At 62.7% G+C, this 24,386-nt stretch carries 24 protein-coding genes; 6 read left to right on the forward strand and 18 right to left on the reverse strand.

Annotated elements, in window-relative coordinates; translation table 11 throughout:
• Positions 1-101 precede the first annotated feature (101 nt).
• Entirely contained in the window at positions 102-788 is a 687-nt protein-coding gene (locus C4N22_RS06565; protein WP_022256900.1) for a response regulator transcription factor, read from the forward strand.
• Between the two features lie 18 nt (positions 789-806).
• Positions 807-2,336: a sensor histidine kinase gene (locus tag C4N22_RS06570; RefSeq protein ID WP_112148395.1), complete on the forward strand. Its 1,530-nt coding sequence runs from the start codon at positions 807-809 to the stop codon at positions 2,334-2,336.
• Positions 2,337-2,386: 50 nt separating this feature from the next.
• On the opposite strand, the gene C4N22_RS12880 is transcribed toward C4N22_RS06570, so the two are convergent.
• From C4N22_RS12880 to gltX, 4 genes are all read right to left on the reverse strand, one after another.
• Complete coding sequence (locus C4N22_RS12880; protein WP_181567189.1) at positions 2,387-2,542, reverse strand: hypothetical protein; 156 nt, start codon at positions 2,540-2,542, stop codon at positions 2,387-2,389.
• Positions 2,543-2,573: 31 nt separating this feature from the next.
• Positions 2,574-3,515, reverse strand: coding sequence for a pectinesterase family protein (locus tag C4N22_RS06575; protein ID WP_112115529.1), 942 nt, complete (start codon positions 3,513-3,515; stop codon positions 2,574-2,576).
• A gap of 56 nt (positions 3,516-3,571) precedes the next feature.
• Positions 3,572-5,881 carry a serine/threonine-protein phosphatase gene (locus C4N22_RS06580; protein WP_242980974.1) on the reverse strand — a complete coding sequence of 770 codons (2,310 nt, stop codon included), beginning with the start codon at positions 5,879-5,881 and terminating at the stop codon, positions 3,572-3,574.
• A gap of 152 nt (positions 5,882-6,033) precedes the next feature.
• Positions 6,034-7,503, reverse strand: a complete 1,470-nt coding sequence (gltX, locus tag C4N22_RS06585) for a glutamate--tRNA ligase (RefSeq protein ID WP_022256491.1) — start codon at positions 7,501-7,503, stop codon at positions 6,034-6,036.
• A gap of 349 nt (positions 7,504-7,852) precedes the next feature.
• Here gltX and C4N22_RS06590 point away from each other — a divergent pair, with 349 nt between their 5' ends.
• A complete protein-coding gene (locus C4N22_RS06590; protein WP_022256490.1) occupies positions 7,853-8,104 on the forward strand; it encodes an AbrB/MazE/SpoVT family DNA-binding domain-containing protein in 252 nt (83 codons plus the stop codon).
• A 27-nt stretch (positions 8,105-8,131) separates the two neighbouring features.
• Complete coding sequence (locus C4N22_RS06595; RefSeq protein WP_112148396.1) at positions 8,132-9,064, forward strand: alpha/beta fold hydrolase; 933 nt, start codon at positions 8,132-8,134, stop codon at positions 9,062-9,064.
• A 79-nt stretch (positions 9,065-9,143) separates the two neighbouring features.
• Here the strand turns inward: C4N22_RS06595 and mobB are convergent, their stop codons facing one another.
• The 9 genes from mobB to C4N22_RS06640 are packed head-to-tail and all read right to left on the reverse strand — an operon-like array spanning position 9,144 to position 16,935.
• Positions 9,144-9,638 carry a molybdopterin-guanine dinucleotide biosynthesis protein B gene (mobB, locus tag C4N22_RS06600; protein WP_112148397.1) on the reverse strand — a complete coding sequence of 165 codons (495 nt, stop codon included), beginning with the start codon at positions 9,636-9,638 and terminating at the stop codon, positions 9,144-9,146.
• Complete coding sequence (locus C4N22_RS06605) at positions 9,635-10,852, reverse strand: molybdopterin molybdotransferase MoeA (RefSeq protein ID WP_112148398.1); 1,218 nt, start codon at positions 10,850-10,852, stop codon at positions 9,635-9,637. Before C4N22_RS06605 ends, mobB begins: the two co-directional genes overlap by 4 nt.
• A 48-nt stretch (positions 10,853-10,900) precedes the next feature.
• Complete coding sequence (locus tag C4N22_RS06610) at positions 10,901-11,944, reverse strand: sulfate/molybdate ABC transporter ATP-binding protein (protein ID WP_112148399.1); 1,044 nt, start codon at positions 11,942-11,944, stop codon at positions 10,901-10,903.
• A complete protein-coding gene (gene modB, locus C4N22_RS06615; protein WP_112148400.1) occupies positions 11,941-12,606 on the reverse strand; it encodes a molybdate ABC transporter permease subunit in 666 nt (221 codons plus the stop codon). The genes C4N22_RS06610 and modB overlap by 4 nt, the downstream gene beginning before the upstream one ends.
• Complete coding sequence (modA, locus tag C4N22_RS06620) at positions 12,606-13,457, reverse strand: molybdate ABC transporter substrate-binding protein (protein WP_112148401.1); 852 nt, start codon at positions 13,455-13,457, stop codon at positions 12,606-12,608. Before modA ends, modB begins: the two co-directional genes overlap by 1 nt.
• A 36-nt stretch (positions 13,458-13,493) precedes the next feature.
• Positions 13,494-14,426: an MOSC domain-containing protein gene (locus C4N22_RS06625; RefSeq protein ID WP_022256483.1), complete on the reverse strand. Its 933-nt coding sequence runs from the start codon at positions 14,424-14,426 to the stop codon at positions 13,494-13,496.
• Positions 14,427-14,456: 30 nt separating this feature from the next.
• Positions 14,457-15,419 carry a GTP 3',8-cyclase MoaA gene (gene moaA / locus C4N22_RS06630; RefSeq protein WP_112148402.1) on the reverse strand — a complete coding sequence of 321 codons (963 nt, stop codon included), beginning with the start codon at positions 15,417-15,419 and terminating at the stop codon, positions 14,457-14,459.
• Entirely contained in the window at positions 15,416-15,907 is a 492-nt protein-coding gene (gene moaC, locus C4N22_RS06635; protein ID WP_112115537.1) for a cyclic pyranopterin monophosphate synthase MoaC, read from the reverse strand. The genes moaA and moaC overlap by 4 nt, the downstream gene beginning before the upstream one ends.
• Positions 15,908-15,912: 5 nt before the next feature.
• The gene (locus tag C4N22_RS06640; protein ID WP_112148403.1) at positions 15,913-16,935 is read right to left on the reverse strand and encodes a molybdopterin-binding protein; all 1,023 of its coding nucleotides are present in this window, start codon (positions 16,933-16,935) and stop codon (positions 15,913-15,915) included.
• Positions 16,936-17,104: 169 nt separating this feature from the next.
• Between C4N22_RS06640 and C4N22_RS06645 the strand changes: the two genes are divergently transcribed.
• Positions 17,105-17,491: a winged helix-turn-helix domain-containing protein gene (locus C4N22_RS06645; protein WP_022256479.1), complete on the forward strand. Its 387-nt coding sequence runs from the start codon at positions 17,105-17,107 to the stop codon at positions 17,489-17,491.
• Positions 17,492-17,539: 48 nt separating this feature from the next.
• Here the strand turns inward: C4N22_RS06645 and C4N22_RS06650 are convergent, their stop codons facing one another.
• The 5 genes from C4N22_RS06650 to C4N22_RS06670 form a co-directional block, all read right to left on the reverse strand.
• Positions 17,540-18,223: a FadR/GntR family transcriptional regulator gene (locus tag C4N22_RS06650; RefSeq protein ID WP_112148405.1), complete on the reverse strand. Its 684-nt coding sequence runs from the start codon at positions 18,221-18,223 to the stop codon at positions 17,540-17,542.
• 146 nt (positions 18,224-18,369) lie between these two features.
• Entirely contained in the window at positions 18,370-18,837 is a 468-nt protein-coding gene (locus C4N22_RS06655) for a 4Fe-4S dicluster domain-containing protein (protein WP_022256477.1), read from the reverse strand.
• A gap of 5 nt (positions 18,838-18,842) precedes the next feature.
• Complete coding sequence (locus C4N22_RS06660; protein WP_112148406.1) at positions 18,843-20,975, reverse strand: molybdopterin-containing oxidoreductase family protein; 2,133 nt, start codon at positions 20,973-20,975, stop codon at positions 18,843-18,845.
• A 211-nt stretch (positions 20,976-21,186) separates the two neighbouring features.
• Positions 21,187-22,359 (reverse strand): MalY/PatB family protein, encoded by a 1,173-nt coding sequence (locus C4N22_RS06665; protein WP_022256475.1) that lies wholly within the window; start codon positions 22,357-22,359, stop codon positions 21,187-21,189.
• Between the two features lie 375 nt (positions 22,360-22,734).
• Positions 22,735-23,421, reverse strand: a complete 687-nt coding sequence (locus tag C4N22_RS06670) for a DUF554 domain-containing protein (RefSeq protein WP_112148407.1) — start codon at positions 23,419-23,421, stop codon at positions 22,735-22,737.
• 211 nt (positions 23,422-23,632) lie between these two features.
• Between C4N22_RS06670 and mobA the strand changes: the two genes are divergently transcribed.
• Positions 23,633-24,220, forward strand: a complete 588-nt coding sequence (mobA, locus tag C4N22_RS06675) for a molybdenum cofactor guanylyltransferase (RefSeq protein WP_112148408.1) — start codon at positions 23,633-23,635, stop codon at positions 24,218-24,220.
• Positions 24,221-24,386 lie beyond the last annotated feature (166 nt).

Below are 24,386 nucleotides of genomic sequence, written 5' to 3' on the forward strand. Positions count from 1 at the left end.
ACAAAAATTTCCAATTGTCGTATTAAGATAAAATCGGGACTATTGGGACCATTCTATAAAACAAACAAAGCACCTTTTACATTTGAGGAGGGCGACTTTTTATGGCTAAAATTCTGATCGTTGATGATGAGCCCCGTATCCGGGAGCTCATCCGGGAGCATTTGCAGTATGCGGGCTATGTCTGCGAGGAAGCCGGTGACGGCTCCGCGGCCCTGAGCCTTTTGAGCGGCGGCGGGTATGACCTGGTCATTCTTGACCTGATGATGCCTTTTATGGACGGCATGACCTGCCTGCGGGAGATGCGCAACCGCCACATCAACACCCCCGTCATCATCTTGACGGCCCGGGGCGAGGAATACGATAAGCTGGCCGGGCTTGAGGGCGGCGCGGACGACTATGTGGTCAAGCCGTTCTCCCCCCGGGAGCTGGTAGCCCGGGTGCGGGCCGTGCTCAACCGCACCATGCCCCACACCGAAAGCTCGGACGGCACCATGACCTTTGGGGAGCTGACCATTGATACCGCCAGCCACACCGTCCGCGTCTCGGGGGAGGAAGTGAGCCTGACCCCCAAGGAGTTTGACCTGCTGGTCTTCCTGGCCTCCAACAAGGGCATCGCCCTCAGCCGGGAGAAGATTTTGCAGAAAGTGTGGAACTACGATTACTTTGGCGAGGACCGCACCGTGGACACCCATGTCAAGATGCTGCGGGGCCACCTGGGCAAGTGCCGCGGCTATATTGCAACTGTGTGGGGCATCGGCTATAAGTTCGACCCCGACGCAGCCCGGTAAGCGGAGGCGTTGCTCCTGATGCGGCATACGAGCAAACGCAAAACACGGCGCACCATTAGCATCCGCGGGCAGCTGTTGTGGTTTTTGTGCTTCATCTGCCTGCTGCTGCTGTTGCTGTTCTGGTTCCTGAGCACCCGGCTGCTGGAACCGCTTTATACCACCCATATCCAGAAACAGCTCACAGCCCAGGCAGACGCCATTGTGGAGCGGCTGGACAAGGCCATCGCCGAGGGGGAGACCCTCTCCTACTGGGGCTTTGGCAGCCAGCTCTATGTCAACACCACGTTTTTCAACGAGCTGGGGTCTGAGATCTTCGAGAACAGCGGCATGAGCAGCTTTTGCGTGGACATCTCGGATCCCACGCTGCGCCAGATCTTCAAGATCGAAAACCTTTCCTACTGCAATCTCCACCGCACCAAGCCCACGGACACCGGCGGCGAAATGCTCTCCTACAGCACGGCCCGCGCCATGCGGCAGCTCTGCCGGGAGACGGGCAGCTGTGTGCGGAAGATCAACCCGCCCACTCCCTCCGGCTCTGTCCAGCTGATGGTGGGCAAAACGACCTCCGATGGCAGCTATACGGTGCTGGTGACCACCAGCCTGATGCATGTCGCGGAGGCCGGCCGGGTGATGAGCACCGTGCTGCCGCTGGCGGCGGCACTGATCTTTGCGTTCTCCATGTCGGCGGCCTGGCTGTTCAGCGAGTGGTTCACCAAGCCCCTGCGGGAGCTTTCCGGCGCGGCCCGGCAGGTGGCCCAGGGCAATTACAACGTACAGGTGGACTCCAAGCGGAACGACGAACTGGGCGATCTGGCGCAGGACTTCAACCACATGGCGCAGGAAGTCCAACATGCCTCCCAGATGCAGCGGGACCTGCTGGCCAATGTCTCCCACGACCTGCGCACCCCGCTGACCCTCATCAAGGGCTACGCCGAGACGGTGCGGGACATCACGGGCGACGACAAGGCCCACCGCAACGAGCAGATGAATATTATCGTGGACGAAGCCGACCGGCTGACAGCCCTCGTCTCCAGCGTGATGGAACTGAGCAAGGTGACCAGCGGTGCCATCCAGTGCGAGCGGGTGCATTTTGATATGGGCCAGCTCTGCGACGAGGTCAGCGAGCGTTACGACGCCGTCTGCGCCCAGAACGGCTGGGAACTCAAGCTGGAGCTGCCCGAAGAGGAGCTTCCCGTTTACGCCGACCCCGACATGATGCAGCGGGCCCTGCACAACCTGCTGGGCAACGCCATGCACCACATCGGGGAAGACGGGCTTTTCTTCCTGCGGGCATTCAAATGCCCCGAGGGCGTCCGGGTGGAAGTGGAAGACCATGGCCCCGGCATCTCGGCGGAGGACCTGCCTTATATCTTCGACCGCTACTACCGCTCCCGCTCCGACGCGGGCAAGCAGGGCACCGGCCTGGGCCTTTCCATCACCAAGGCCATCTTCCAGCAGCACGGTTTCCGCTTTGGTGTCCAGAGCACCGTGGGCAAAGGCACCACATTCTGGTTCATCATGACGGACACGGACTCTTCCGACCATTAAAAAACCCCTCCCGGTTTCTGTGCGAACAGCAACCGGGAGGGGTTTTCTCGTTAGTTGGTGACGTGGTAGATGCCGAACGTGTTGTCCGGGGCGGGCATATCCACCCGGGAGGCCCGGTCGTTGACGGCAAAGGTCATGGCAGCCATGGCGGCCAGCACCGCCACAATGATGAGCCATTTGACGGCATTGGGGAGCTTCTTCATCATTTACTTCCTCATTCTTTTGGGCTTTTGGGTTTCAGGGGCGGCAGCGGCAGCGGGCACGGGCCAGCAGCTCCGCTGCCTGCGAAGCCGTCAGGGCATGGACCCAGCCGGGACGGGGAACTGCCCCGGGGCCGTTGCTGCCCGCCTCGGCAAAGGCTGCCAGGTTCGTATCCGCGCGGTCGTTCCAGGGGGAAAAGCCCTCCGGCGCAATGTGGGCTCCCAAACGGCAGTCCAGCACCGCCGTTTTGCCCTCAGGGCGCCACGGCCGCCCCAGATAGACGCTGCCCGCCGGGCAGTCGGAGACGAAATCGCAGTCCCAGAAGACAAATCCCAGCCCGTCGGCTTTCCCCGAGGGGGCCGTGACATAGCTGTGGGGGATGTGGTTGTCCACCGTGCGGAGGGTGCACTGCTCAAACAGGGCATCCGCCCCGCCAAAGATGAAATCAATGTCCCCCGCGATCTCGCATTTGTGGTAATACTGGGCACTGGCCCGGCGGGGTGCCAGCCCCCGGGGGCCGAGGAAGCCGTCTTTCTCCCGCTCTTTTTCCGGCAGCGGGGCGCAGAAGAGGGTATCCTGGTTGCCCAGCAGCTTCACCCGGCGAAACACCGCCCGGGCGCTGTCCACATAGGCCGCCACAGCCTGCCCCACCTGTGCCCCGGGGCCCGCATCGTTTTCAATGGTCAGGTCTTCCACCGTGAGATTTTCGCCGCTGAAAAACGCGGTGTAGCTGCGGAACGTATGGGTCGGCCTGCCGTCCGGGTGGGGCAGCTTGCCGCCGTCTCCCCACACGACGCGGGTCTGGTCGGCCCCGGCCCCCCGGAGGGTGATATTCTGTTTTTCGCAGACCAGCTTTTCCCGGTAAATGCCCGGGCCGATCTCAATTTCGGCCTCGCATTCATAGGGCACCGCCTGCACTGCCTCCGAGATGGTGGTAAAGTCCCCGGTGCCATCCCGCTGTACTGTGATCTTCAACACGCTTTCCGCCCTCCTGATGGATGATGCACTTATTATACCCTCACTCTATGAATATTTCAACCTGGTTCCAGCCGCAGCACCGCCGCCGTGATGTCATCGGGGCGGCCTGCTTTCTCCGCCCGGGCCCGGGCGGTCTCCACCAACGTTCTGGCAATTTTCTCCGGCGCGTCTCCCGCCGCCGCTGAGAGTTCCAGCTGTTGGGCCACCCAGCCGGGGCCGTCCACCAGCAGCCCGTCTGAGACCAGCACCGCATAATCCCCCGCGGCCAGATGCACCATCCGGCTCTGCCCGTTCACACCGCCCAGAATGCCCATGGGCAGGCTCACATCTCCCACGGCCCGGGCCCGGCCCCCGTGGACGAGGAACCCCGGGGCCGCCCCGGCCTTGAAGAGCCGGGCTGTGCCGGTGTAGAGGTCTACGCTGATGAGGTCCAGCGTCGCCCCGCTCTCCTCATCGCTTTTGAGGGCCAGTGCCACATTTACCAGCCGCGCGGCCAGCTCGGCGGTAAAGCCCGCTTTGAGCAGGCGGGCTGTCAGCTCGGCGGCCAGGTTGCCGTCCACGGCAGCGGGGCGTCCGGTGCCCATGCCGTCACAGAGGATCATCTGGGCCGCTGCCGGGCTGCAGAACTGCTGGACCGCATCGCCCGAGATGGTCCCCCGGGCCGCTACCCCAGCTGCCCCGAACACGGCCCGGAGGGCAGGCTTTTCCGAGAAGAGCAGGGTGGTCATCCCCTTGCAGGAGAGCACCTGCGGCGGCTCAAAGGCCCGGCGGCAAAGCCCGCTCACCTCCCGCGCCAGTGCCGCCAGCTCGGCAGGCGAAAACCGGGTGCGGGGCAGCGTCACCGCCGCCCGGGTCCGGCCCAAATCGTCCAACGTGACGGAGCATTCCAGCGGCGGGGCCCCCAGGGAAGTAAAAAACGACGCCACCCGCCCGGATTTATAGGGTTCCGGGGTTCCCGGCCTGCCCAGCTGCTCACTGAGGACGCCCAGCGCGTCGGCCACGGCGCTGTACTGCTCGGTCAGGGCCGTGCGGAGGGCCTCGGCGTGGACATGGGCCTCTTTCCGGCTGCGGTAGAGCGCAAAGGAGCGGGCAGCCGTGGCGCAGAGCGCCGCCGGGTGGATGCACCGGGACAGCTGCCCGGGCAGGTCGTTTGGTTCCAGATGGCCCTGCTGTTCCAGAACGGGGCGGAGGGCCTCCATCCCCTCCAACGTGGCGGCATACTCCTGTTTCCAGCAGGATTCGCGCCGCCCGCAGTTGGCGCATAGGGTGTCGTGGGTGTTGTCAATGACCCAGCGGAAGTTCTCGCAGCGGCGGGGGAACGCGTCGTATACCTCGTTGACCGTCTCAGCCAGCGAGGAAAGGCTCTCGGCCACGGCTTCCAGCCGGGTGGCCGCCACCGAGAGCCGGGGCCGCTCCTCCTGCGGGGTCTCGCCGGGCGGCTCCTCCGGGCCAGCCGGAGTCAGCCATTGCCGGGGCAGGAAACAGACCACCCCCAGCCCGGCCCCCGCACTGAGCAGGGCGGAAAAGGCGTTGCCGGGCGGCTGAACGCAGAGCGCCCCGGTCACGCAGCCGCCCGCGTAGGCGGCCAGCGCTTCCACCCGCCGGCCCGGGGCCAGCAGGGCTGCCGCCCCCGTGGCGCAGGAGAGCCCGGCAGCCGCCGGGGCAAGTTCCGGGTCCACAGCGCAGAGCGCCGCCCCCGTGGCCGCACAGAGGGCCAGCGCAGCCCGGCCCTTTCCCTGGCAGCAGAGGAGATATTCAGCCGCCGCGCAGGCGGCCACCCCCAGCACCAGCGGGCCGAGCGCCAGACTGCCCAGAGCCGCGGCACAGGCCATGGCGGGCAGCAGAGTGCCCGCGCCGGGCTTTTCGGGCGGGAAGCGCCGCAGCCCAAAGCCGATGGCCCCGGCCAGCAGGGCATCCGCCCCGCAGAAGAGCAGCAGTTCCACGCCGCCGCCCTCCGCCCCAAGGGAGAGGCAGAACGCACTGCACGCCAGCGCGGCCCCGCCTGCCGCTGCCGCCGGGAGAAAGCGCCCCGGCCAGAGCCAGCGGCCCGCCACGATCGCTCCCAGCCCGCAGAGCAGGCAGATGCTCTGCAAACTCAGCGCCCCAAAGCCGTGGAGCAGCAGCCCCAATGCCGCCCCGGCCGCGCTGGCCGCAAAGCAGTCCTCCCCCAGACCCAAAGCCAAGCCGGGCCCAAAGGGGAGCAGCGCCCCGTATAACACGGCCCAGCCCCCTGCCAGCCCCACGGCCAGGGCAGCCCCCTGCCGCAGGGCCGGGCGCACCGCCGCCCGCGTCCGCAGCGGCGTATGCCACAACCGCGCCGCATTGCCTGTATTCCCGCCTGAGATGACCCGCATGGATTCCTGCATAGAAAAAGTCCCCGCTTTCCGGCGGGGACCTTTTGGTTCTTTGTATTTTGGTTCTGGCTCCCACGCCTGCTGCATATACTGTAGCAGGCCCGCGGGGCGTTTTTTCGGGCAGAACAGGGAAATGCCACCGTTTTGCCAAATGAGCCAGAATATCAGCCGTTCAGCTTCTCGATGGCGGCCTTGACCCGCTCCAGGGTCTTCTCGCGGCCCATCATGCAGGCCAGGTCGGTGCCGCCGCCGGGGGTGCGCTGCTTGCCGGAGAGGGCAATGCCCAGCGGGTAGAGCAGCCAGCCGTTCTTCTTGCCCAGCTCCTCGGCCTTGGCCTTGCAGGCGTCAAACACGGCATCCCGGTTGGTAAAGTCCAGTGCCTCGTCGCTCAGGACAGGCAGCAGGGCTTCCAGCGCCTCCTTGGCGGACTCCGGCGTGGTCTTCTGCTTCTTGTTGGCGTACAGGCTCACATCGTACTCCGGCATGGCGTCGAAGAAATCCAGCTGCTCGGGGATCTCGCCCAGCACCTCGCAGCGGGGCTGGAGGTTGGCGCAGAGCAGTTTCTTATCAATGGGGGTGTGCACGGCCTGGTCGATCCAGGGCTCTGCCTTGGCGAGGAACTCCTCGGGAGACAGGCGGCGGATATACTCGGCGTTGATGGCGCGCAGCTTGAGGGGGTCAAAGATGGCGGGGGACTTGGAGATGCCCTCCGGAGACCAGACCTTGACCAGCTCGGGCAGGGAGAAGATCTCCTGCTCGGCATACTCGCCCTTGGGGCTCCAGCCCAGCAGGCAGATATAGTTGAGGATGGCCTCGGTCAGGTAGCCCTTTGCCACCAGATCCTGATAGCTGGCGTCGCCGTTGCGCTTGGACAGCTTGTTCTGGGCGTCTTTCATGACGGGCGGGCAGTGGATATAGGTGGGGATCTCCCAGCCAAAGGCCTGATACAGCAGGTTGTACTTGGGGGTGGAGGACAGATACTCGCTGCCACGGATGACATGGGTAATGCCCATCAGGTGGTCGTCCACCACGTTTGCAAAGTTGTAGGTGGGCATTCCGTCGGTCTTGATGAGGATCTGGTCGTCCATCTCGCTGTTGTTGACCTCAATGTGGCCGTAGACCACATCGTCAAAGCCGGTCACGCCCGTGCGGGGGATCTTCTGGCGGATGACATAGGGGTCGCCTGCTTCCAGATGCTTCCGGACCTCTTCCGCGGACAGGTCGCGGCAGCAGCCGTCGTAGTGGGTCATCTCGCCGTTCGCGCGCTGCTCCGCGTGCAGGGCCTCCAGCCGCTCCTCCGAGCAGAAGCAGTAGTAAGCCTTGCCCTCCGCCACCAGCTGCTCGGCATACTGCTTGAACATGCCCATCCGCTCGCTCTGCACATAGGGGCCCACCGGGCCGCCGATGTCCGGGCCCTCGTCCCACAGCAGGCCGGTTTCCCGCATGGTGTTGTAGATGACGTCCACCGCGCCCTCCACATAGCGGCCCTGGTCGGTATCCTCAATGCGGAGGATGAATGTGCCATCCTCGTGCTTGGCCATCAGGTAGGCGTACAGAGCAGTGCGCAGGTTGCCCACATGCATATAACCCGTCGGCGAGGGGGCAAAACGGGTGCGGATCTTATTCGTCGGCATAAAAACGCTCCTTTTAAAATCTCTATCGGGATGCAATCAAAATTGCAGAAAAACTCATTGTTAGTTTAACGTTTTGGGGCCGGTTTGTCAACGGAAAAGCGCCGCCGGGGTATCATTTTGCCCTGCGGCGGGCATCCTTTTAAAAGAACGAGAAATATTTTGTCGAAAGTGCACGCAAACATTGACGAACCATTCAAAATTTTGTATACTGAAAGGGAGAGATGGCACAATTTTCCTGTCAATTCCTGCATCACGCGCGTCACCCCGGGCATTGCGGCCCGGTCCGGCAGGGAAAGCCATCGTTATGAACTCTCTCATCTGTGTAAAAGGTAAAAGGAGAATAGGACTTATGAAAACAACTGGAATCGTCCGTGGTATTGACGCACTTGGCCGTATCGTCCTGCCCAAGGAGCTGCGCACCAGCATGCGCCTGGACAGCGACGCAAAACTGGAGATCTTCGTGGAGGGTGATTCGATCATCCTCAAGAAATACCGCCCCAACGGCAGCTGCGATTTCTGCGGCGAGGTGGACTCCAACGCCGTGCAGTACGAGGGCTACTGCATTTGCTCGGCCTGCCGCCGCAAGATCGGCGCCCTGTAAGCAACACCTGGAAAGGAGCCGCGTCCCATGAGCCAGATGATCGATTTTACCGTTCCCTCCACCGTCCCCGGGCGGACGCTCCACGCGTTCCGCTGTGTCCCGGACGGGCAGGTGCGGGCCATCGTCCAGCTCTCCCACGGCATGGTGGAATTCATTGACCGCTACAAGCCGCTGGCCGAATATCTGGCTACCCGGGGCATCCTGGTCACGGGGCACGATCATCTGGGCCACGGCGGCTCCATCCGCACCAAAGCCGATTACGGCTACTTTGCCCAGCCGGACGGCAACCGCGCCGTGCTGGACGACCTGCACGCCATGACCGTGCTGACGAAAACACTCTACCCGGATGTGCCCTATTTCCTGCTGGGGCACAGCATGGGCTCGTTCTACGCCCGGCAGTACCTGTGCGAGTGGGGCAGTGAGCTCTCCGGTGCCATCATCATGGGCACCGGTTTCCAGCCCAAAGCCCTGGTGCAGCTGGCAAAAACCATCTGCCGGGTGCTGGCCGTCTTCTTCGGCTGGCAGCACCGCAGCAAACTGGTGGCCAGCCTCTCGTTCACCGGGTACAACAAGGGTCTGGAGGGCCGCACCCCGCAGGACTGGCTCAACCGCGACGCCGCCGAGGTGGACAAGTACCGCGCCGATGAGCGCTGCATGTTCACGTTCACCCTGAACGCCTACTACAGCATGTTCACCGGCATCCTGCGGCTGTACGACCCAGCGGTTCTGGCCCGGATGCCAAAAGACCTGCCCCTGCTTTTCCTGGCCGGCGACGCCGACCCGGTGGGCGAACAGGGCAAAGGCGTCCAGCGCGCCATTGACAGCCTGAAAGCCGCCGGGGTACAGAACATCCAGAAGAAGCTCTACCCCGGCGCGCGCCATGAGCTGCTGATGGAGCTCAACCGGCAGGAGGTCATGGCCGACATTGCCCACTGGCTGGACGCGCAGCTGCAGCCCTGACCGCAATTTCCCCCACACACGCAGAAATCCCCCTTTGCAGTTTCACCGCTGCAAAGGGGGATTTTTTCTTCCGTATGGGTCACCGCCGCATTGCGTGCAGCAGGATCCCCGCCGCCCGGGCATAGTCTTCCAGCCCGATGGTCTCCACGCCGTCCACCCTTGCCGGGGTATCCGTGGCAAGGGCCAGCAGGGTCTCCGGGGCACAGGCGCTCTCATGGCTCACCGCGCCCCGCACCAGCTCGATCTTGGGGTAGGGCGACGCTTTCTGTCCCTCCAGCAAAACGAGGTCGCAGTCCGCAAACAGGCCGATGAGAGCTTCCAGACTGCCGGGCTGGGGGCGGACCACCATCCACTGATGGCCGCTGTAGACGGCCACGCCGTCGGCCCCAGCCTGCCGCATCCGGAAGCTGTCGGTGCCGGGCACGTCCGGGGTAAAATCATGCCCGTCGTGCTTGATGACGGCCACCCGCAGCCCCCGTGCCCGCAGAACGGGCACCAGATGCTCCAGGAACGTGGTCTTGCCGCTGTTCTTGATGCCGCTGATGGCAGCTACAAAGGGCTTTCGCGCGCTCACAGCAGGATCACCTCAACTTCGTCTCCGGCATTCAGGGCCCGGCTGCCCGCCGGGACATCCACCAGGCAGTTGCAGCCCGCCAGCGCCCCGATGCCGCCCGAGAAGTGCCCACCCTTGGGCAGAGTGACCACACCGCCCATCAGCGTGGCCCGCACAAAGCGGCGCAGGGGCGACGGCTTGCCAAAGCCATTGGCAAGGGCGGCTCTCACCCGCGCGGGGGCAGGGTCTGCCCCCTGCAATTTGGCCAGTGCGGGCCGGGCCAGCAGCTCAAACGTCGCAAAACTGGCAAAGGGGTTGCCGGAGAGGCAGAGCAGGACATGCCCGTCTTTTCCCGCCGCCAGCGCCGGGGTGCCGGGCTTTGCGTCGATGCCGTAAAACAGCAGCTTTGCACCCGCCTCTTCGGCGGCCTGGGGCAGATAGTCCCGGTCGCCGACGGACACGCCGCCCGTGGTGATGACCAGCGGGTACTCCGCCAGCAGCCGGGCCAGCTTTCCGGCCAGCGCGGCGGGGTCATCCGGGCCTGCCGCCAGCAGGGTGGGCTCGGCACCGAGGCGGAGCATCCGGGCCGCCAGCATGGGGCCGTTGGAATCGTAGATCTTGCCGGGGCGGAGCGGGGTTTCCGGGCTGCAGAGCTCGTCTCCCGTGGGCATGAGGGCCGCGCGGGGCTTGGCGTAAACGGTCACTGTCTGCACGCCCTGCCCGGCCAGCAGGCCGAGGGAGACTTCGTCCAGCCGGGTGCCCGCCGGGACCAGGCATTTCCCCGGGGCGATGTCCTCCCCCGCAAAGCAGACGTTGGCCCGGGCTTCCACAGGAGCATGGAACGTCACGGTCTGGCCATCGCTCTCGGTATCCTCCTGCCGCAGCACGCAGTCCGCTCCGGCGGGGACCGGGGCCCCCGTCATGATGCGGGCAGCCGTGCCCGGGGCCAGCGGCCCGCCGGGGTCGCTGCCGGCACAGAGATACCGGCTGACGGGCAGGGTAACGGGCGTTTCTGGATCGGCGGCGGCAATGTCCGCCGCCCGCAGGGCATAGCCGTCCAGCGCCGAGCGGTCAAAGGGGGGCTGTGCCACCTGGGCCCAGACATCCCCCGCCGCCACCCGGCCCAACGCCTGCAGCAGCGGGATCTCCTCGGTTTTCTCTGGCACATCCAGCGCGTTCAAAATCCGCGCCACGGCCTCTTCCACCGGGGTCTGGCCCCGCTTTTTCTGCGGCATGTTGACGGCTCCTCTCACAACAAATTGGAATCCTGTTGAAATTAAGTCTTATTCGTAGAACAAAAGCACCTGTTCCGGGGCCACGCCCAGCCGGGTGGGCATGGTTTCGGGGACGATCTCTTTCGAGACACGCCACCAGAGATCCGGGCTTCCGGCGGTCTGACCCTCGGCGCGCATCCGGATGATCCACTCAAAGGGCTCTTCCATCTTGCCCACGCAGTGGACGGCAAGCGGGTTCCGCACCTCTTCCGGGCGGAAGTAATGAGCGCGGACGCCCATGGCCACCAGTCCGTCCTCGACCATCCGGGCCGGGTGGAGATCGACGCCCCAGTCCGGCACAAAGATGGTGTGGTCATCCACCTTGCGGGCCGGGAAGATGTTCTTGCAGCCCGTCAGGCGGCCGCCCTGCACGGTGCGGGGGTCGGCAAACACCTGCTTGGTGGGGCCGTGGGCCAGCACCCGCCCGGCGTCCATCACGGCGATCTGCCCGCACATGTGGTAGGCTTCGTCCCGGCTGTGGGTCACGATGACCATATCGCCGGGGAAATCCGCCAGCAGGGCCAGCAGGTCCACCTGCAGCTGATCCCGCAGGTGGCTGTCGATGGCCGAGAACGGCTCGTCCAGCAGCAGGGCCTTGGGCCGGGAGACCAGCATCCGGGCCAGCGCCACGCGCTGGGCCTGCCCGCCCGAAAGCTGGGCCGGGCGGCGGTCTTCCAGCCCCTCCAGCTTGAGCAGATGGATGGCGTGCTCAAAGGCGGCCTGCTTTTTGGCGGCGTCTTTCTCCCGGCGCAGGCCCGTTAAAATGTTGGCCCGCACCGTCATGTTCGGGAAGAGCGCGTAGCTCTGGAACAGATATCCCACGCCCCGCTGCTGCGGGGTGAGGTTGATATGCTGCTCGCTGTCGTAGAGGGTCACGCCGTCCAGCACGATGCGGCCTTGATCCGGGGTCTGGACGCCCGCAATGCAGCGCAGCGTCTGGCTTTTGCCGCAGCCGGAAGCGCCCAGCAGACCGGTAATGCCGCCATTGGTCTCAAACCGGGAGCAGAGATGGAACCCGCCATAGTCCTTTTCAATATCCACCAAAAGACTCATCGCGTTTTCCCTTTCTGCTTCTGTTCCAGCATGTTCACGGCCAGCAGCACCACCGCCGAGATGGCCAGGTTGACCAGCACCCAGCGGAACGCCAGCGCCTCGTTGTCGGTGCGCCAGAGCTGGTAGACCGTGGTGGAGATGGTGGCCGTCCTGCCCGGGGTGTAACCGGCGATCATGCTGGTGGCACCGTACTCACCCAGCGCGCGGGCAAAGGTGAGCACCGTACCGGCCAGAATGCCCTGGCGGCAGACGGGCATCCGCACCCGCCAGAAAATGTAGGTGTTGGAAAGGCCCAGCGTCCGGCCAGCGTCGGCCAGGTCCTCGTCAAAGGCTTCAAACGCGCCGCGGGCCGTGCGGTACATCAGCGGGAACGACACCACCGCCGCCGCAAACACCGCCGACCACCAGGTCATGGGCACCTTGATGCCAAACCGGGCAAGGAAAATGCCAAATGGCCGTTTGACACCGAAAAGCAGCAGCAGGAAGTACCCCACGACCGTGGGCGGCAGCACCATGGGCAGGGTGAGCACCACGTCCAGCAGGCCTTTGACCAGCCGGGGCAGTTTGGCTACATAGTACGCGGCAAAAATGCCCGTAAAGAACACTGCCACGCAGGCAATGGCCGCAATGCGCAGCGAGTTATAAAGCGGATACCAGTCCATTATTTCACCATGGCAAAGCCAACACTCGTAAAGATGGCCGCGGCATCGTCGGTGGTGAGATAATCCAGGAAAGCCTGTGCCTCATCGGCGTGCTCGGTGGAAGCGGTCAGCGCAGCGGGGTAGATGACCGGGCTGCACTCCTCAGCGGTAGCCTGGTCCACCGTTTCCAGACCGGCAGAGAACGCGTCGGTAGCGTAGACGATGCCGCAGTCGGCAGCAGCTTCCTTGACCTGGGTGGTGACTTCCTTGACGTTGGAGCCATAGGTGATCTTGTTGCCGCTCTCCAGCTCGTCCAGGATGCCCAGGTTGGTCAGGATCTCAACAGAGTAGCTGCCCACGGGCACATCCTCGTTGCCCAGAGCGATCCGCTTGCACGGATCGGTGCCGATGTCCTCAAAGCTCTGGATGTCGGCGGGGTTTCCCTCGGGAACCGCCAGAACGACCTTGTTCTCCAGCAGATCAACGCGGGTGTTGGTGTTGATGAGATCCTCATCCTGCAGGGCGTTCATCTGCTTCTGAGCGGCAGAGAGAAACAGATCGCAGTCCGCGCCCTCCTCGATCTGGGTCTTCAGGGTGCCGGAGGAATCAAAGTTGAAGACCAGCTCCACGTTGGGGGCCACGGTCTTGTACTGCTCGGCGATCTCGTTCAGAGTCTCTGTCAGGGAAGCAGCGGCAAAGACGGTCAGCTGGACGCTCTCGCCGGAAGCTTCGGAAGAAGCAGCGGCAGAGGAAGCCACGGCCTCGGAAGAGGCGGAAGCGGCCTGAGAGGAAGCAGCGGAGCCGCCGCAGGCACTCAGCAGCAGGGAAGCGGACAGGGCCAGAGAGCCCAGGATCAGGGCACGACGTTTCATGTTGTTCCAAACCTCCAGAAAATGTAAAGGCATCGATCAGCGCGCGCAGTCGCGCACTTCTCCGCGCAGGAGCCCCAGCGCGTGGGGCATCTGCGGCAGAAACACATCCATGCTTTCGCATACTGCTTTCGGGCTGCCGGGCAGGTTGACGATCAGCGTCTTCCCCCGGATGACCGACACCGCGCGGGAGAGCATCGCGCGGGGGGTGATGGCCAGCGAAGCAGCCCGGATGGCCTCGGCAATGCCGGGGGCCAGGCGGGTGGCCACGGCCATGGTGGCCTCTGGGGTCACATCCCGGGGGCCAAAGCCGGTGCCGCCGGTGGTCAGGATCAAATCGAGCTGGCGCTGGTCGGCCAGGCGCGTCAGGGTGGTCTTCAGGGCTGCGGCGTCGTCCGCCAGCAGGATCTGCTCCACCACCTCATAGCCCTCGGCTTCCAGCCGCTGGACGATGGCGGGGCCGCTCTTGTCCTCCCGCTCGCCCCGGGCGCCCTTATCGCTCAGGGTGATGACCGCCGCCTGCCAGGGCAGGGGCTCGGCGCGGGGGATGAGCTTCATTTCGTCGCCCACCTTGATGTGGCCGCCGTGGAGCACCTTGGCAAACACGCCCTCCCGGGGCATGATGCAGTCGCCCACGGCCTTGTAGATGGCGCAGTGGTTGTGGCACTCCTTGCCGATCTGGGTCATCTGGAGCAGGACATCGCCCACCGCCAGCAGGGTGCCCACGGGCAGGGTGCGGAAATCGAACCCGTCCACCACCAGATTTTCGCCAAACGCGCCATAAGCCACATCGGCCCCCTTGGCGCGGAACGCTTCGATTTTTTCCAGCCCCAGCAGGCTGACCTGCCGGTGCCAGTTGCCACCGTGGGCGTCGCCCACAATGCCCCACTCCGGGGTCAGGTCGGCTTCCGGGATGGCGTGCTTCTGCACGCCCCGGACTTCGGAAATGCAAATTGCCTGGATGATTCCCATAAGTATAAAATCCTCGATGTTTTTCTATTTTCAGCCGCCAATGGCCGCCATGACGTGCTGTTCCGTGATCGGACCCGTGCCAAAACAGTGGGACCGGGGCTTTTCGTAGATGGTAGCTGCCATGGCCTGTTCCAGCGCCGCGTCGCCGGCCCCGCCGCGGAGCAGGGCCCGCAGATCGGTGCCCTCGCCGTAGCACAGGCAGGGCTTGAGCAGGCCGGTGCTGGTCACCCGCGCCCGGTTGCAGCTGGCGCAAAACGCGTGGCTCACGGCCTCGATCCAGCCGATGCGGCCCAGCAGCCGGGCGCTGGCGTCGTAGTGGGCCGGGCCGTTGCCCCGGTGCTCGTCCACCGGGTGCAGATCGGGCCACTGGGCCAACAGCAGTTTGCGGGCCTCCGCCGGGGCAAGACCGCGGCTCTCCGCCCCCGCGCCGATGGGCATGACCTCGATGAACCGCACATCCACCGGGCGGCTCTGAGCCAGCTTCGCCACCGGGAGCACCCGGCCCTCGCAGCCCGCCAGCAGCACAAAGTTGATTTTGGTGTGGAGCCCCGCCGCCAGACTGGCGTCCAGCCCGGCCAGCACGTTCCCGAGCTGGTCAAAGCCCGTGATGGCTTGGAACGTTTCCGGGTCGGCGGCGTCCAGGCTGATGTTCACGCCGTCCACGCCCGCGGCTTTCAGTGCCGGGACCAGCTCCGCCAGCCGGACACCGTTGGTGGTCAGGGTCACTTCCTCCACGCCGGGCAGCCGCTTGAGGGCCGCGATAAAATCCGTGACCCCCTTGCGCACCAGCGGCTCCCCGCCCGTGATCTTGAAGCGGGGAATGCCCAGATGCACCGCCGCCCGCGCAACGCGCAGGAATTCTTCGTAGGTCAAGATCTGCTCGTGGGGCGTGAACTCCACCCCGTGGGGCATACAATATTTGCAGCGCAGGTTGCAGCGGTCGGTGATGGACAGGCGCAGGTAATTGATGTTCCGCCCGAAATGATCTTTCAATGCTCTTGCTCCTCAAAATAAAAATCGCCGCTCTTGCCGCCGTGCTTTTCCACCAGATGGATCTCGCCCAGCGTCATCCGCTTGTCAATGGCCTTGCACATATCGTAGACCGTCAGCAGAGCCACCGAAACGCCGGTCAGGGCCTCCATCTCCACGCCGGTCTGGCCCTCGCACCGGACGGTGCACTCCGCCTCGATGCTGTGCTCCTCCGGGTGGAGGGTGAATTCCACGGCGCTCTTGGTCAGCAGCAGGGTGTGGCAGAGGGGGATCAGGTCGCTGGTGCGCTTGGTGGCCATGATGCCAGCCACCTGCGCCACGCCCAGCACATCGCCCTTTTTGGCGCGGCCCTCGGCCACGGCCGCAAAGCACTCCGGGCTCATGGTGACGCGGCCCACGGCCACTGCCGTGCGGTGGGTGACGGCTTTTTCGCCCACATCCACCATCCGGGCATTGCCCGCAGCGTCCACATGGGTAAAATGATTGTCCATTCCGTTTAAACTCCTTTTCCGAAACCGCAGTTGGGCCAGGTGCAGACCTTGCAGTTCAGGCAGAGGCCGCCCTCGCCATAAGCGGCGATCTGCTCCCTGGTCACCGGCACGCCGGCTGCCAGGTAGGGCAGCACCAAGTCAAAAATCGTCCGCTTGGCGTACATCACACAGCCGGGCAGGCCGCAGACCGGGCGGCCATCGTCCGTATAGCTGAGCAGGAACATGGCACCGGGCAGCACCGGGGCACCATAAGTGACCACGTTCACGCCTGCATTTTTGATGGCCAGCGGGGTCTTGTCGTCAGGGTCCACGCTCATGCCGCCGGTGCAGAGCACCATGTCCACACCGTCGGCCAGAAATTCTTTGATCTTCTCGGTCACAGCCGCGTGATCATCCGGCAGGAGAACGTGGTGGGTCACTTCGGCCCCATACTCGGCCAGCTTTGCCTTGATGACCGGGGTGAACTGGTCCTGAATGCGGCCATAGTACACCTCACTGCCCGTGGTGACGAGGCCCACTTTCAGGGCGCGGTAGGGGGTCAGGGTAAGCAGCGGGGTATTGCCCGCCGTCTCGCGGGCCTCGGCCATCTTCTCTTTCTCAATGACCAGCGGGATGACCCGCATTCCGGCCAGCTTGTCGCCCTTTTTCACGGGGCCGGCGTGCCGGGTGGCGATCATCATTTCGCCCAGGCTGTTCACGGCGTAGAGTCGCTGGCGGTCCAGCGTGAACAGGCCGTCCACCTGTGCCGTCAGCTCAATTTTGCCCTCGCTGGGCTCGCTGGCGTCCATGTAGTCGTTCCGGCTCATCTCGCACAGGATCCGCGCGGCCTCGTTCTCATGGAAGCGGGTGTCATCTTTTTCCCAGATGTAGACATGCTCCTTGCCCACGCTCAGCAGGACAGGCACGTCCTCCGGGGCAATGATATGGCCTTTTTGGAAGACCGGGCCTTTCTTGACCCCCGGGATGATCTGGGTGATATCGTGGCAGAGCACCTGCCCAATGGCATCCTCCGTACGCATCAGCTTCATAAAAACACGCTCCCTTTCGCGCGAACCCTCGCTTGTTATATTCTTTATAGAGTATAATGGAAATCCCCGCAAAAATCAACCATTGTGTCAAAGAAACAATAATGGTATAATATCTTTGTGAAAAGAGATGAAAATACAGGAAAAATCGAAAGGAAGTGTCTCTGTTCTGATGACGCAGGAACGCCCGGGAAGCACGGCCCGGGGCCCGCAGCATGTTATGATGAAGCTGCAAATTTATAATACAAGTCCACATTTCGGCAAGGGCATCGTCTCCATTATGATGCTGGTGCGGCAGGGCAGCTCCCTGCGGGCCGCCTGCGCCCAGATGGGGCTCTCCTACTCCAAGGCGTGGCGGCTGCTCAAGAGCGCTGAGGCCGACCTTGGCATCCCCCTGCTGGACACCCAGAAAGGCGGCACCAAACGGGCGGGCAGCACCCTGACCCCTCAGGGCGAAGAGCTGCTGGACCGCTACCTCGCCTTTGAAAAAGAAGCCCGGGAGGCCGTGTTTGCGGCGTTTGAAAAGCATTTCAAGGCCGACGACGCGTTCCAGAAATAAGCACGCAAAAAGGCAGTGCCGGGCGGCACTGCCTTTTTGATACGCTGTTCAATAAAACATGGCGAAATATTCCTGATAGCTCTCCAACACGAATTCGAGGTGCTCTTTCATGTAGAAATAGGCGTGCTCGCTCTTGTGGTCCCGTATCGCCTCATAAATTTTCTGGTGCTGTGCCTCCAGCTGCGGGGACATGCTCCGCTGCCGGGCCGGCGGGATGAGGGCCGAGAGGGTGGGGTCCGTTTCCAGCCGGTGGCTCTGCTGGACCCAGTCCGCCACCAGCGGGTTATGCACCATTTCCACCAACACATCGTGGAAATGATCCATCGGCAGGGCCGTGTGGACATTCTTGCGCAGCTGTTCCAGTTCCTCCGGGGTGGCGGTCTGGGCGGCCTGCCGGGCAATGGCGGGTTCCAGCAGCAGCCGGGCCCGGGTAGCCTGAACGAACGATTCACAGTACTTTTTCAGGTCCATGCTGGCGGGGGCCAGCTCACTGGCATCCACTGCCACAAAGCTGCCCTTGCCCTTGCGGGTCTCGATGACACCTGCCTCGCTGAGGATCTGCAGGGCCTTGCGCACCGTGATGCGGCTGACCCCCATCATCTCAATGAGCTCTTTCTCGCTGGGGAGCAGGTCCCCTTTTTTGTACACGCCCTGCGCGATCATGCTTTTGACCTGCTCCAGCACCTGCGTATACAGCTTGACGCCGGTTTTGACTCGATATTGATTGGCCATAAAATTTTCTTTTTCCTATTCTAAGCTTTTAAAAGCTATTTTCCCATTTCCAACGATCGCATTTCCGCACAGGTTCAGTTTAGCACAGAAAAAAGCGCAGTGCAACTTGTTTTGCACCGCGCTTTCAAAAACTGTGATTTTAAAGGTTACTCCGCTGCCTGACGGGCCTTGAACTCGTCTTCGGTCAGCAGCACCAGAGCGCCCGTGGGGCAGACCTTGACGCAGGCAGGCAGCATCCCGGCGCGCTGGCGCTCGATGCAGGCGTCGCACTTGCGCATCTTGCCGTCCGGGCCAAAGCTGGGCACGCCGTAAGGGCAGGCCCTGGCGCAGGCGCGGCAGCCGATGCAGTTGGTGGTATCGTACAGGGTAAAGCCGGTCTCGGCGTCCTTGGTCAGGCAGCCGCGGGGGCAGCCCGTCACGCAGGGCGCGTCGGCGCAGTGCATACAGGACACGGAGTGGAAGCTCAGGTCGCCCTGTTTGTTCTCCAGGGTAAAGGTGTGGCGGAACGGCTGCTGGCCGCTGGCCACATCCACATCGTTCTGGTCGATGCAGGCCAGGGCGCAGGCACCGCAGGCCGAGCACTTGGCCGAATCAAAAAACAGATATTTCTTCATGGGGCTCAGCCCTCCTTTTTGACCGCGCAGCGGGTAGAGCGGTAAGCCGGGAAGCCCGAGTACGGGTCCAGATGATTCTCGTCCAGCAGGCTGTTGGCATCCGCCTCAGAGTAACCGTGGTACAGGTTGACCAGGCCCTCGGGCACGGTGTGGGTGGGGTGCACGTTCACCGTGACGCTGCCACGCAGGGTGGAAATGGTGACGCGGTCGCCGTCCTTGACGCCCAGCGCCTCGCAGTCCTCGTTGTTCATATCCGCGGTGGGCACGGGGCGGAGGCTGCGGTTGGCAGGCACGCCGTGCAGGCGGGAATGGATGGCGTTGGGGATGCGGCTGCCGGAGGTGAACATGAACGGATATTTCTCGGGGTCAGCACCGTCCAGCGGATCCTTATAGGTGGGCAGAGCGTCCAGGCCCCACTCGGGGTGGTTCTCCATGATGGCGCTCTTGAGCTCAAACTTGCCGGTGGGGGTCTTCAAACCCTTGTCCAGCTCCTGATAGTCCACATGGGGCTCGGGTTTACACACCGGGATGGGCAGGTCCACTTTCTTGAGCTGCTCCACGGTAAAGCCCAGGTCATCCAGAATGTACTTCTGGACAAAGGACTCATAGCCCTCTTTCAGCTGCTCATCGGGCAGGTCCATGTAGCGGGCCAGCTCGGTGACGATGTCGGTGTCGCTCTTGGCCTGGCCCAGGGGCTGGATGGCCGGGCTGGTGTACCAGGCCGTGCCGCCGGGGTAGGGTTTGAACTCGCCGCGCTCAAAGCTGGAGCAGGCGGGCAGCACGATGTCGGCGTACTTGGCGGCATCGGTCATGAACAGGTCGGTATCCACAAAGAAGTCCAGGCTCTCCAGGGCTTTGAACATCCGGCCGGAGTTGGGGAACATGCGGGCGTTCATGCCCAGCGCAAAGACAGCGCGGAGCGGGTAGGGCGTGCCCTCCAGGATCTGGCGGGGCATGTCCATGGCCTGCATCTCGCCCTCCAAATAGTTCCACAGCGGGAAGCGGGGAGCGCCCACGGGATCCTTGACGTTCTTCGGGCGGGTCTCGTACAGGTACTGGTGCTCATGGGCTTCCCAGCCGCAGCCAACGTGCATATAGCTGTGAGGGCTGAGCAGCTGGCCGCCTTTGCGGTCAAAGTTGCCGGTAATGGCGGTCAGTGCCATGACGGCGCGGTAGTTCTGCAGGCCGTTGCGGTGATGGCACAGGGGGGCCGAGGACTCGTTGCAGCTGATCCGCTTGTTCTCGTGGATGAGCTTGGCGGCCTCCACCACCTGGCTGTAGGGCACATCGGTCAGCTGCTCAATGTTGCTCTCGTTGAACTGGCTGACATACTCCGCGTACTCGTCGAAGCCGTAGACGTATTTGTCGATGTAGGGCTTGTCGATCCAGCCGTTCTGGATCAGCACGTTGGCAATGGCGTGGGCCAGAGCGCCGTCGGTGCCGGTGCGGGGCTGGAGGAACAGGTCGGCCAGCTTCTCGCTGGCGGGGGTGCGGCGGGTGTCCACGATGAGGAACTTCAGGCCCTTTTCTTTCAGAGCCATGGCACGGCGGGCCTTCATGTAAGAGGAGTAGAACGGATTGAATGCCCAGCCCAGGAACAGGTCGCTGTTGGCCATATCCGGCCTCCCCTGCTCACCAGCTGCCACTTTCCAGGCCATAAAGGCAGCGGTGTAGCAGGCGCTGGACTCACAGCCGTAGTTGGGGCTGCCGAAAGCGTAGGCCAGGCGGCGGAGCATCTGGCGGTACCACTTGGAGTAGCCGGAGTAGAACGCCACGCTCTCCGCGCCGTACTTTGCCTTGGCGGCATTCAGCCCCTTGGCGATCTCGGCGTAAGCCTCGTCCCAGGTGATGGGTTCAAACTTGCCCTCGCCGCGCTTGCCCACCCGCTTGAGAGGGGTGAGGACGCGATCCTCCCGGTAGATGTACTGGCGGTTGGACAGGCCCTTGGTGCACAGGCGGCCGTCGTTGGAGGGGTGACCGTCGATGCCCTCGATCTTGATAACCTTGCCATCCTTGATGTAGGCATTGATGCCGCAGTGCATCCCGGGAGAGCAGATATCGCATATAGTATGGCGCACCTCGATGCCCGTGTCCGGGCCGGGGATCTTCGCCTTGATCTTGCGTTCCAGTTCCGTCATATTGTCGCCTCCAGTTGGTCAATGAAAGATTCTTCCAGGCCGTAGCGTATCAGCTGGCCCCGCTGTTCCGGCGTAAAGCGGCAGGGCTGGCCCCGGGAGTGTTGCTCAGGAGATTTTCCTCTTTTTATGGGTGTGTGGCGGACAAGCGGCTGTGTGGGGCAGCCGTTTCAAAAAGCCCGGGGAGTAGGCCCGCGGCTAGAAGAACAAAACCTTACTTGTTGATGTAATCCGCGTACATCTTGGCCATCTGATCCAGGCCTTTCTGCAGGATGCCGCGGGCGCAGCCGATGTTCAGGCGCATATAGCCCTCGGCCTGCTTGCCGTAGTGTGCACCGTTGCCAATGGCCAGGCCGTACTCCTTGGCGAAGATCTCGGTCAGCTCATCGCTGGTCTTGCCAAAGCAGGTCATATCCAGCCACATCAGGAACGTGCCCTCGTGGGTGGTGACCTTGACCTCGGGCATCTTTTCTTCCACAAACTTGCGGACGATCTCAGCGCTGCCCTTGAGGTACTCGCACTGCTCGTCCACCCACTGGTCGCCGTAGGTGTAAGCGGCTTCCATGGCGGTGAACGCCAGGTCGGAGGGGCCGAACATCCAGCGGCTGTCGTAAGCGTCCTTGATCTTCTGCTTGAGCTCTGCATTGGGGATGATCATGCAGGAGGAACCCAGACCGGCCATGTTGAACGTCTTGCTGATGGCGGTGTAGACCACCAGCTTGTCGTAGATCTGGGTAAACTTGCCCGCGGTGGTGCAGGGACGGGTGAAGCCGAAATCACAGTGGATCTCATCGCTCAGCAGGTAGACGTTGTACTTGACGCACAGCTCCACCAGCTTTTCCATCTCTTCCTCGGTCCAGACACGGCCGATGGGGTTGTGGGGGTTGCAGAAGACCACAGCCTTGACGCCGTCGGCCAGCTCTTTCTCCAGCAGCTCCCAGTTGATGGTGTAGTAGTTGTCCTTGTGGTCCAGCGGGCAGTCCACCAGAGTGTGGCCGCTGTTCTTGATGGCTGCAAAGAACGGGTCGTACACCGGGGTAAAGGTCAGGACTTTCTCGCCCTTGGGCACCACGGTGTCCAGCGTGAAGTAAATGCCGGTGACCACGCCGTAGCTCAGCAGCATCCAGTCGGTCTCGGGCTTCCAGCCGTGGCGGCGGTCCCACCAGCCCTGGATGGCGGTGTAAACGCCGGGCAGCGGTTTGGAATAGCCGATCACGGGGTGGTCGCAGCGCTTCTGGAGTGCCTGCACCACTTCCGGAGCCGTTGCAAAATCGGTATCCGCGATCCAGTAGGGCAGCAGGCCGCTCTGCTGGCCAAAGCTGTTCTGGAAATTCCACTTAATGCTGCTGGTACCGCGGCGGTCTACCACTTTGTCGAAATCATACATCGTGAACAGATCCTTTCTCTTCTGAAATCCTCCGTTGCAAAAGCGCGGGCAGACAGAGCGCGCTCCACCCTGTCCTGCCTCGCTTTTGCCTTTTCGTTTTCATATCATGTATTATAACAAGTCATCTTTCGAATATCAACACTTTATTCATATTTTTGTGTCAAAGCAGCCGGAACCAGAGAGTTGTACAAAGTAAATCCGGCTAATTTGTGCATATTTTGTGCATATAGACAATTTTTGTCCGAGCGCATCATAACAGCACGATCAAAAACAAGATAGGTTATATCCAGCCGAGGATAATGGGAAATCCAAAAAACGGGCAGCGCTTTTGAAAAGCGCTGCCCGTAATCGCAGAGATGTTATAATAAGGTGTTTTCAGATCCCAAAACGAGACAGGATGGTGACGGCAACGGGCGGAATGAGCAGAGCCGGCAGCAGGTTGAGGGTCTTGATCTTCTTGATGCCCAGGATGCCCAGGCCGGAGGCAAAGATCAGCACGCCGCCCACCAGACTGATCTCCGTCATCAGCGTATCGGTGATGAACGGAGCAATAAGGCCCGCCAGCAGGTAGATGGCACCCTGCCAGCAGAACAGGATGATGGCCGCCAGCGCAATGCCGATCCCGAATGTGGAAGAGAGCACAATGGACGTGATACCGTCCAGAATTGCATTGGTAAACAGATAGGTGTTATCCCCCTGCAGCGCGCTCTGGATGGGGCCCAGGATGGACAGGGTGCCCGCGCAGTAGAGCAGGATGGCCGTGGAAAGTCCCTGCGCCAGATTGGAGCCCTTGGAAATTTTGGACACCGCCCGGTCAAACAGGGTGTCCAGCGAGAGGGCCGTGCCGATGATGCCGCCCAGCGCCAGACTGACGATGAACAGCACATGGTATTTGGAGTCAGGCATGGCCTGCACGACGGAGTTGATGCCCAGCGCCGTGGCAGCCAGGCCCATGGAATCCATCATGATGTTCTTATATTTTTCGTCAAATCCTTTGCGCAGGGTGCTGCCGATGATGCTGCCCACCAGAATCGTGCTGGCGTTGGCAATGGTTCCGATCATGGTATCTTCTCCTTTTTACCAGTTATATTCAGTATCATAGAATGAGCGCCAGCGCGCGGCCTGCAAGAGATCAAGAAGCGGCACGCGGAAAATGGACGGAGAGGCTTGCATTTTTGCGGCGCATAACATATTATATAATATAGCATGTTGTTCCAAAAAGTAAGCACAAAAACCATCTAACGACAAAAACACGACACTGGGAGGTCATGGCATGAGCCACATCATACTGGGGGCGCTGATCCTTGCAGGCGGGCAGAACCGCCGGATGGGCGGCAGCCCCAAAGCCCTGCTGCCCAATGGCAGCGGGGCCCTCATTCTGGACGGGCTCCGCGCCGCCTTTGCGGGCTTTGACGAAAAGCTGCTCAGCACCAACACCCCGGAGCTGGCCGCGGGCACTGGCTTTGCCCCGGTGCCGGACGCGCGGCCCGGAATGGGCCCGCTGGCCGGGCTGGCAGCAGCGCTTTCCGCCTGCCAGAGCGACGGCCTTGTGGTCGCCGCCTGTGATATGCCCTGTTTTGACCGGGCCGCAGCCGAGTTTCTGGCCAGTTTTGCAGACCAGGATTGGCCCGCCTGGGCCCTGCGGGACCGCGCTGGCCGCCTCCACCCGCTCTGCGGCATCTACACCAAACAGTGCCTCCCGGCCATTCAGGCGGCCCTCGCCGCCGGGGAACACCGCGTTGGGCGGCTGTTCCAGTCCGTCGGCGGGCAGGCCATCTCTCTGGAGGGGACATCCCTGCCCGATGCCGTGGTGTGCAACGTGAACACCCCGGAGGAGCTAAAAGAATTGCTCCAGTCCTGACGCCATATAAAAAAGACACCCGAGTGGGTGTCTTTTTGTCTCTAAAACGGCTCTTTGTACCCAGAACCGTACCCAAGAATTTTTGGGTACGAAACTCGACACTTACTGTTCCTATTTTGGATTTACATGGCTCACTTTCTAATTTATATTTGCCCGCCATGCGGAC

The sequence above is a fragment of the Faecalibacterium prausnitzii genome, assembly GCF_003287495.1.
Taxonomy (GTDB): domain Bacteria; phylum Bacillota; class Clostridia; order Oscillospirales; family Ruminococcaceae; genus Faecalibacterium; species Faecalibacterium prausnitzii_I.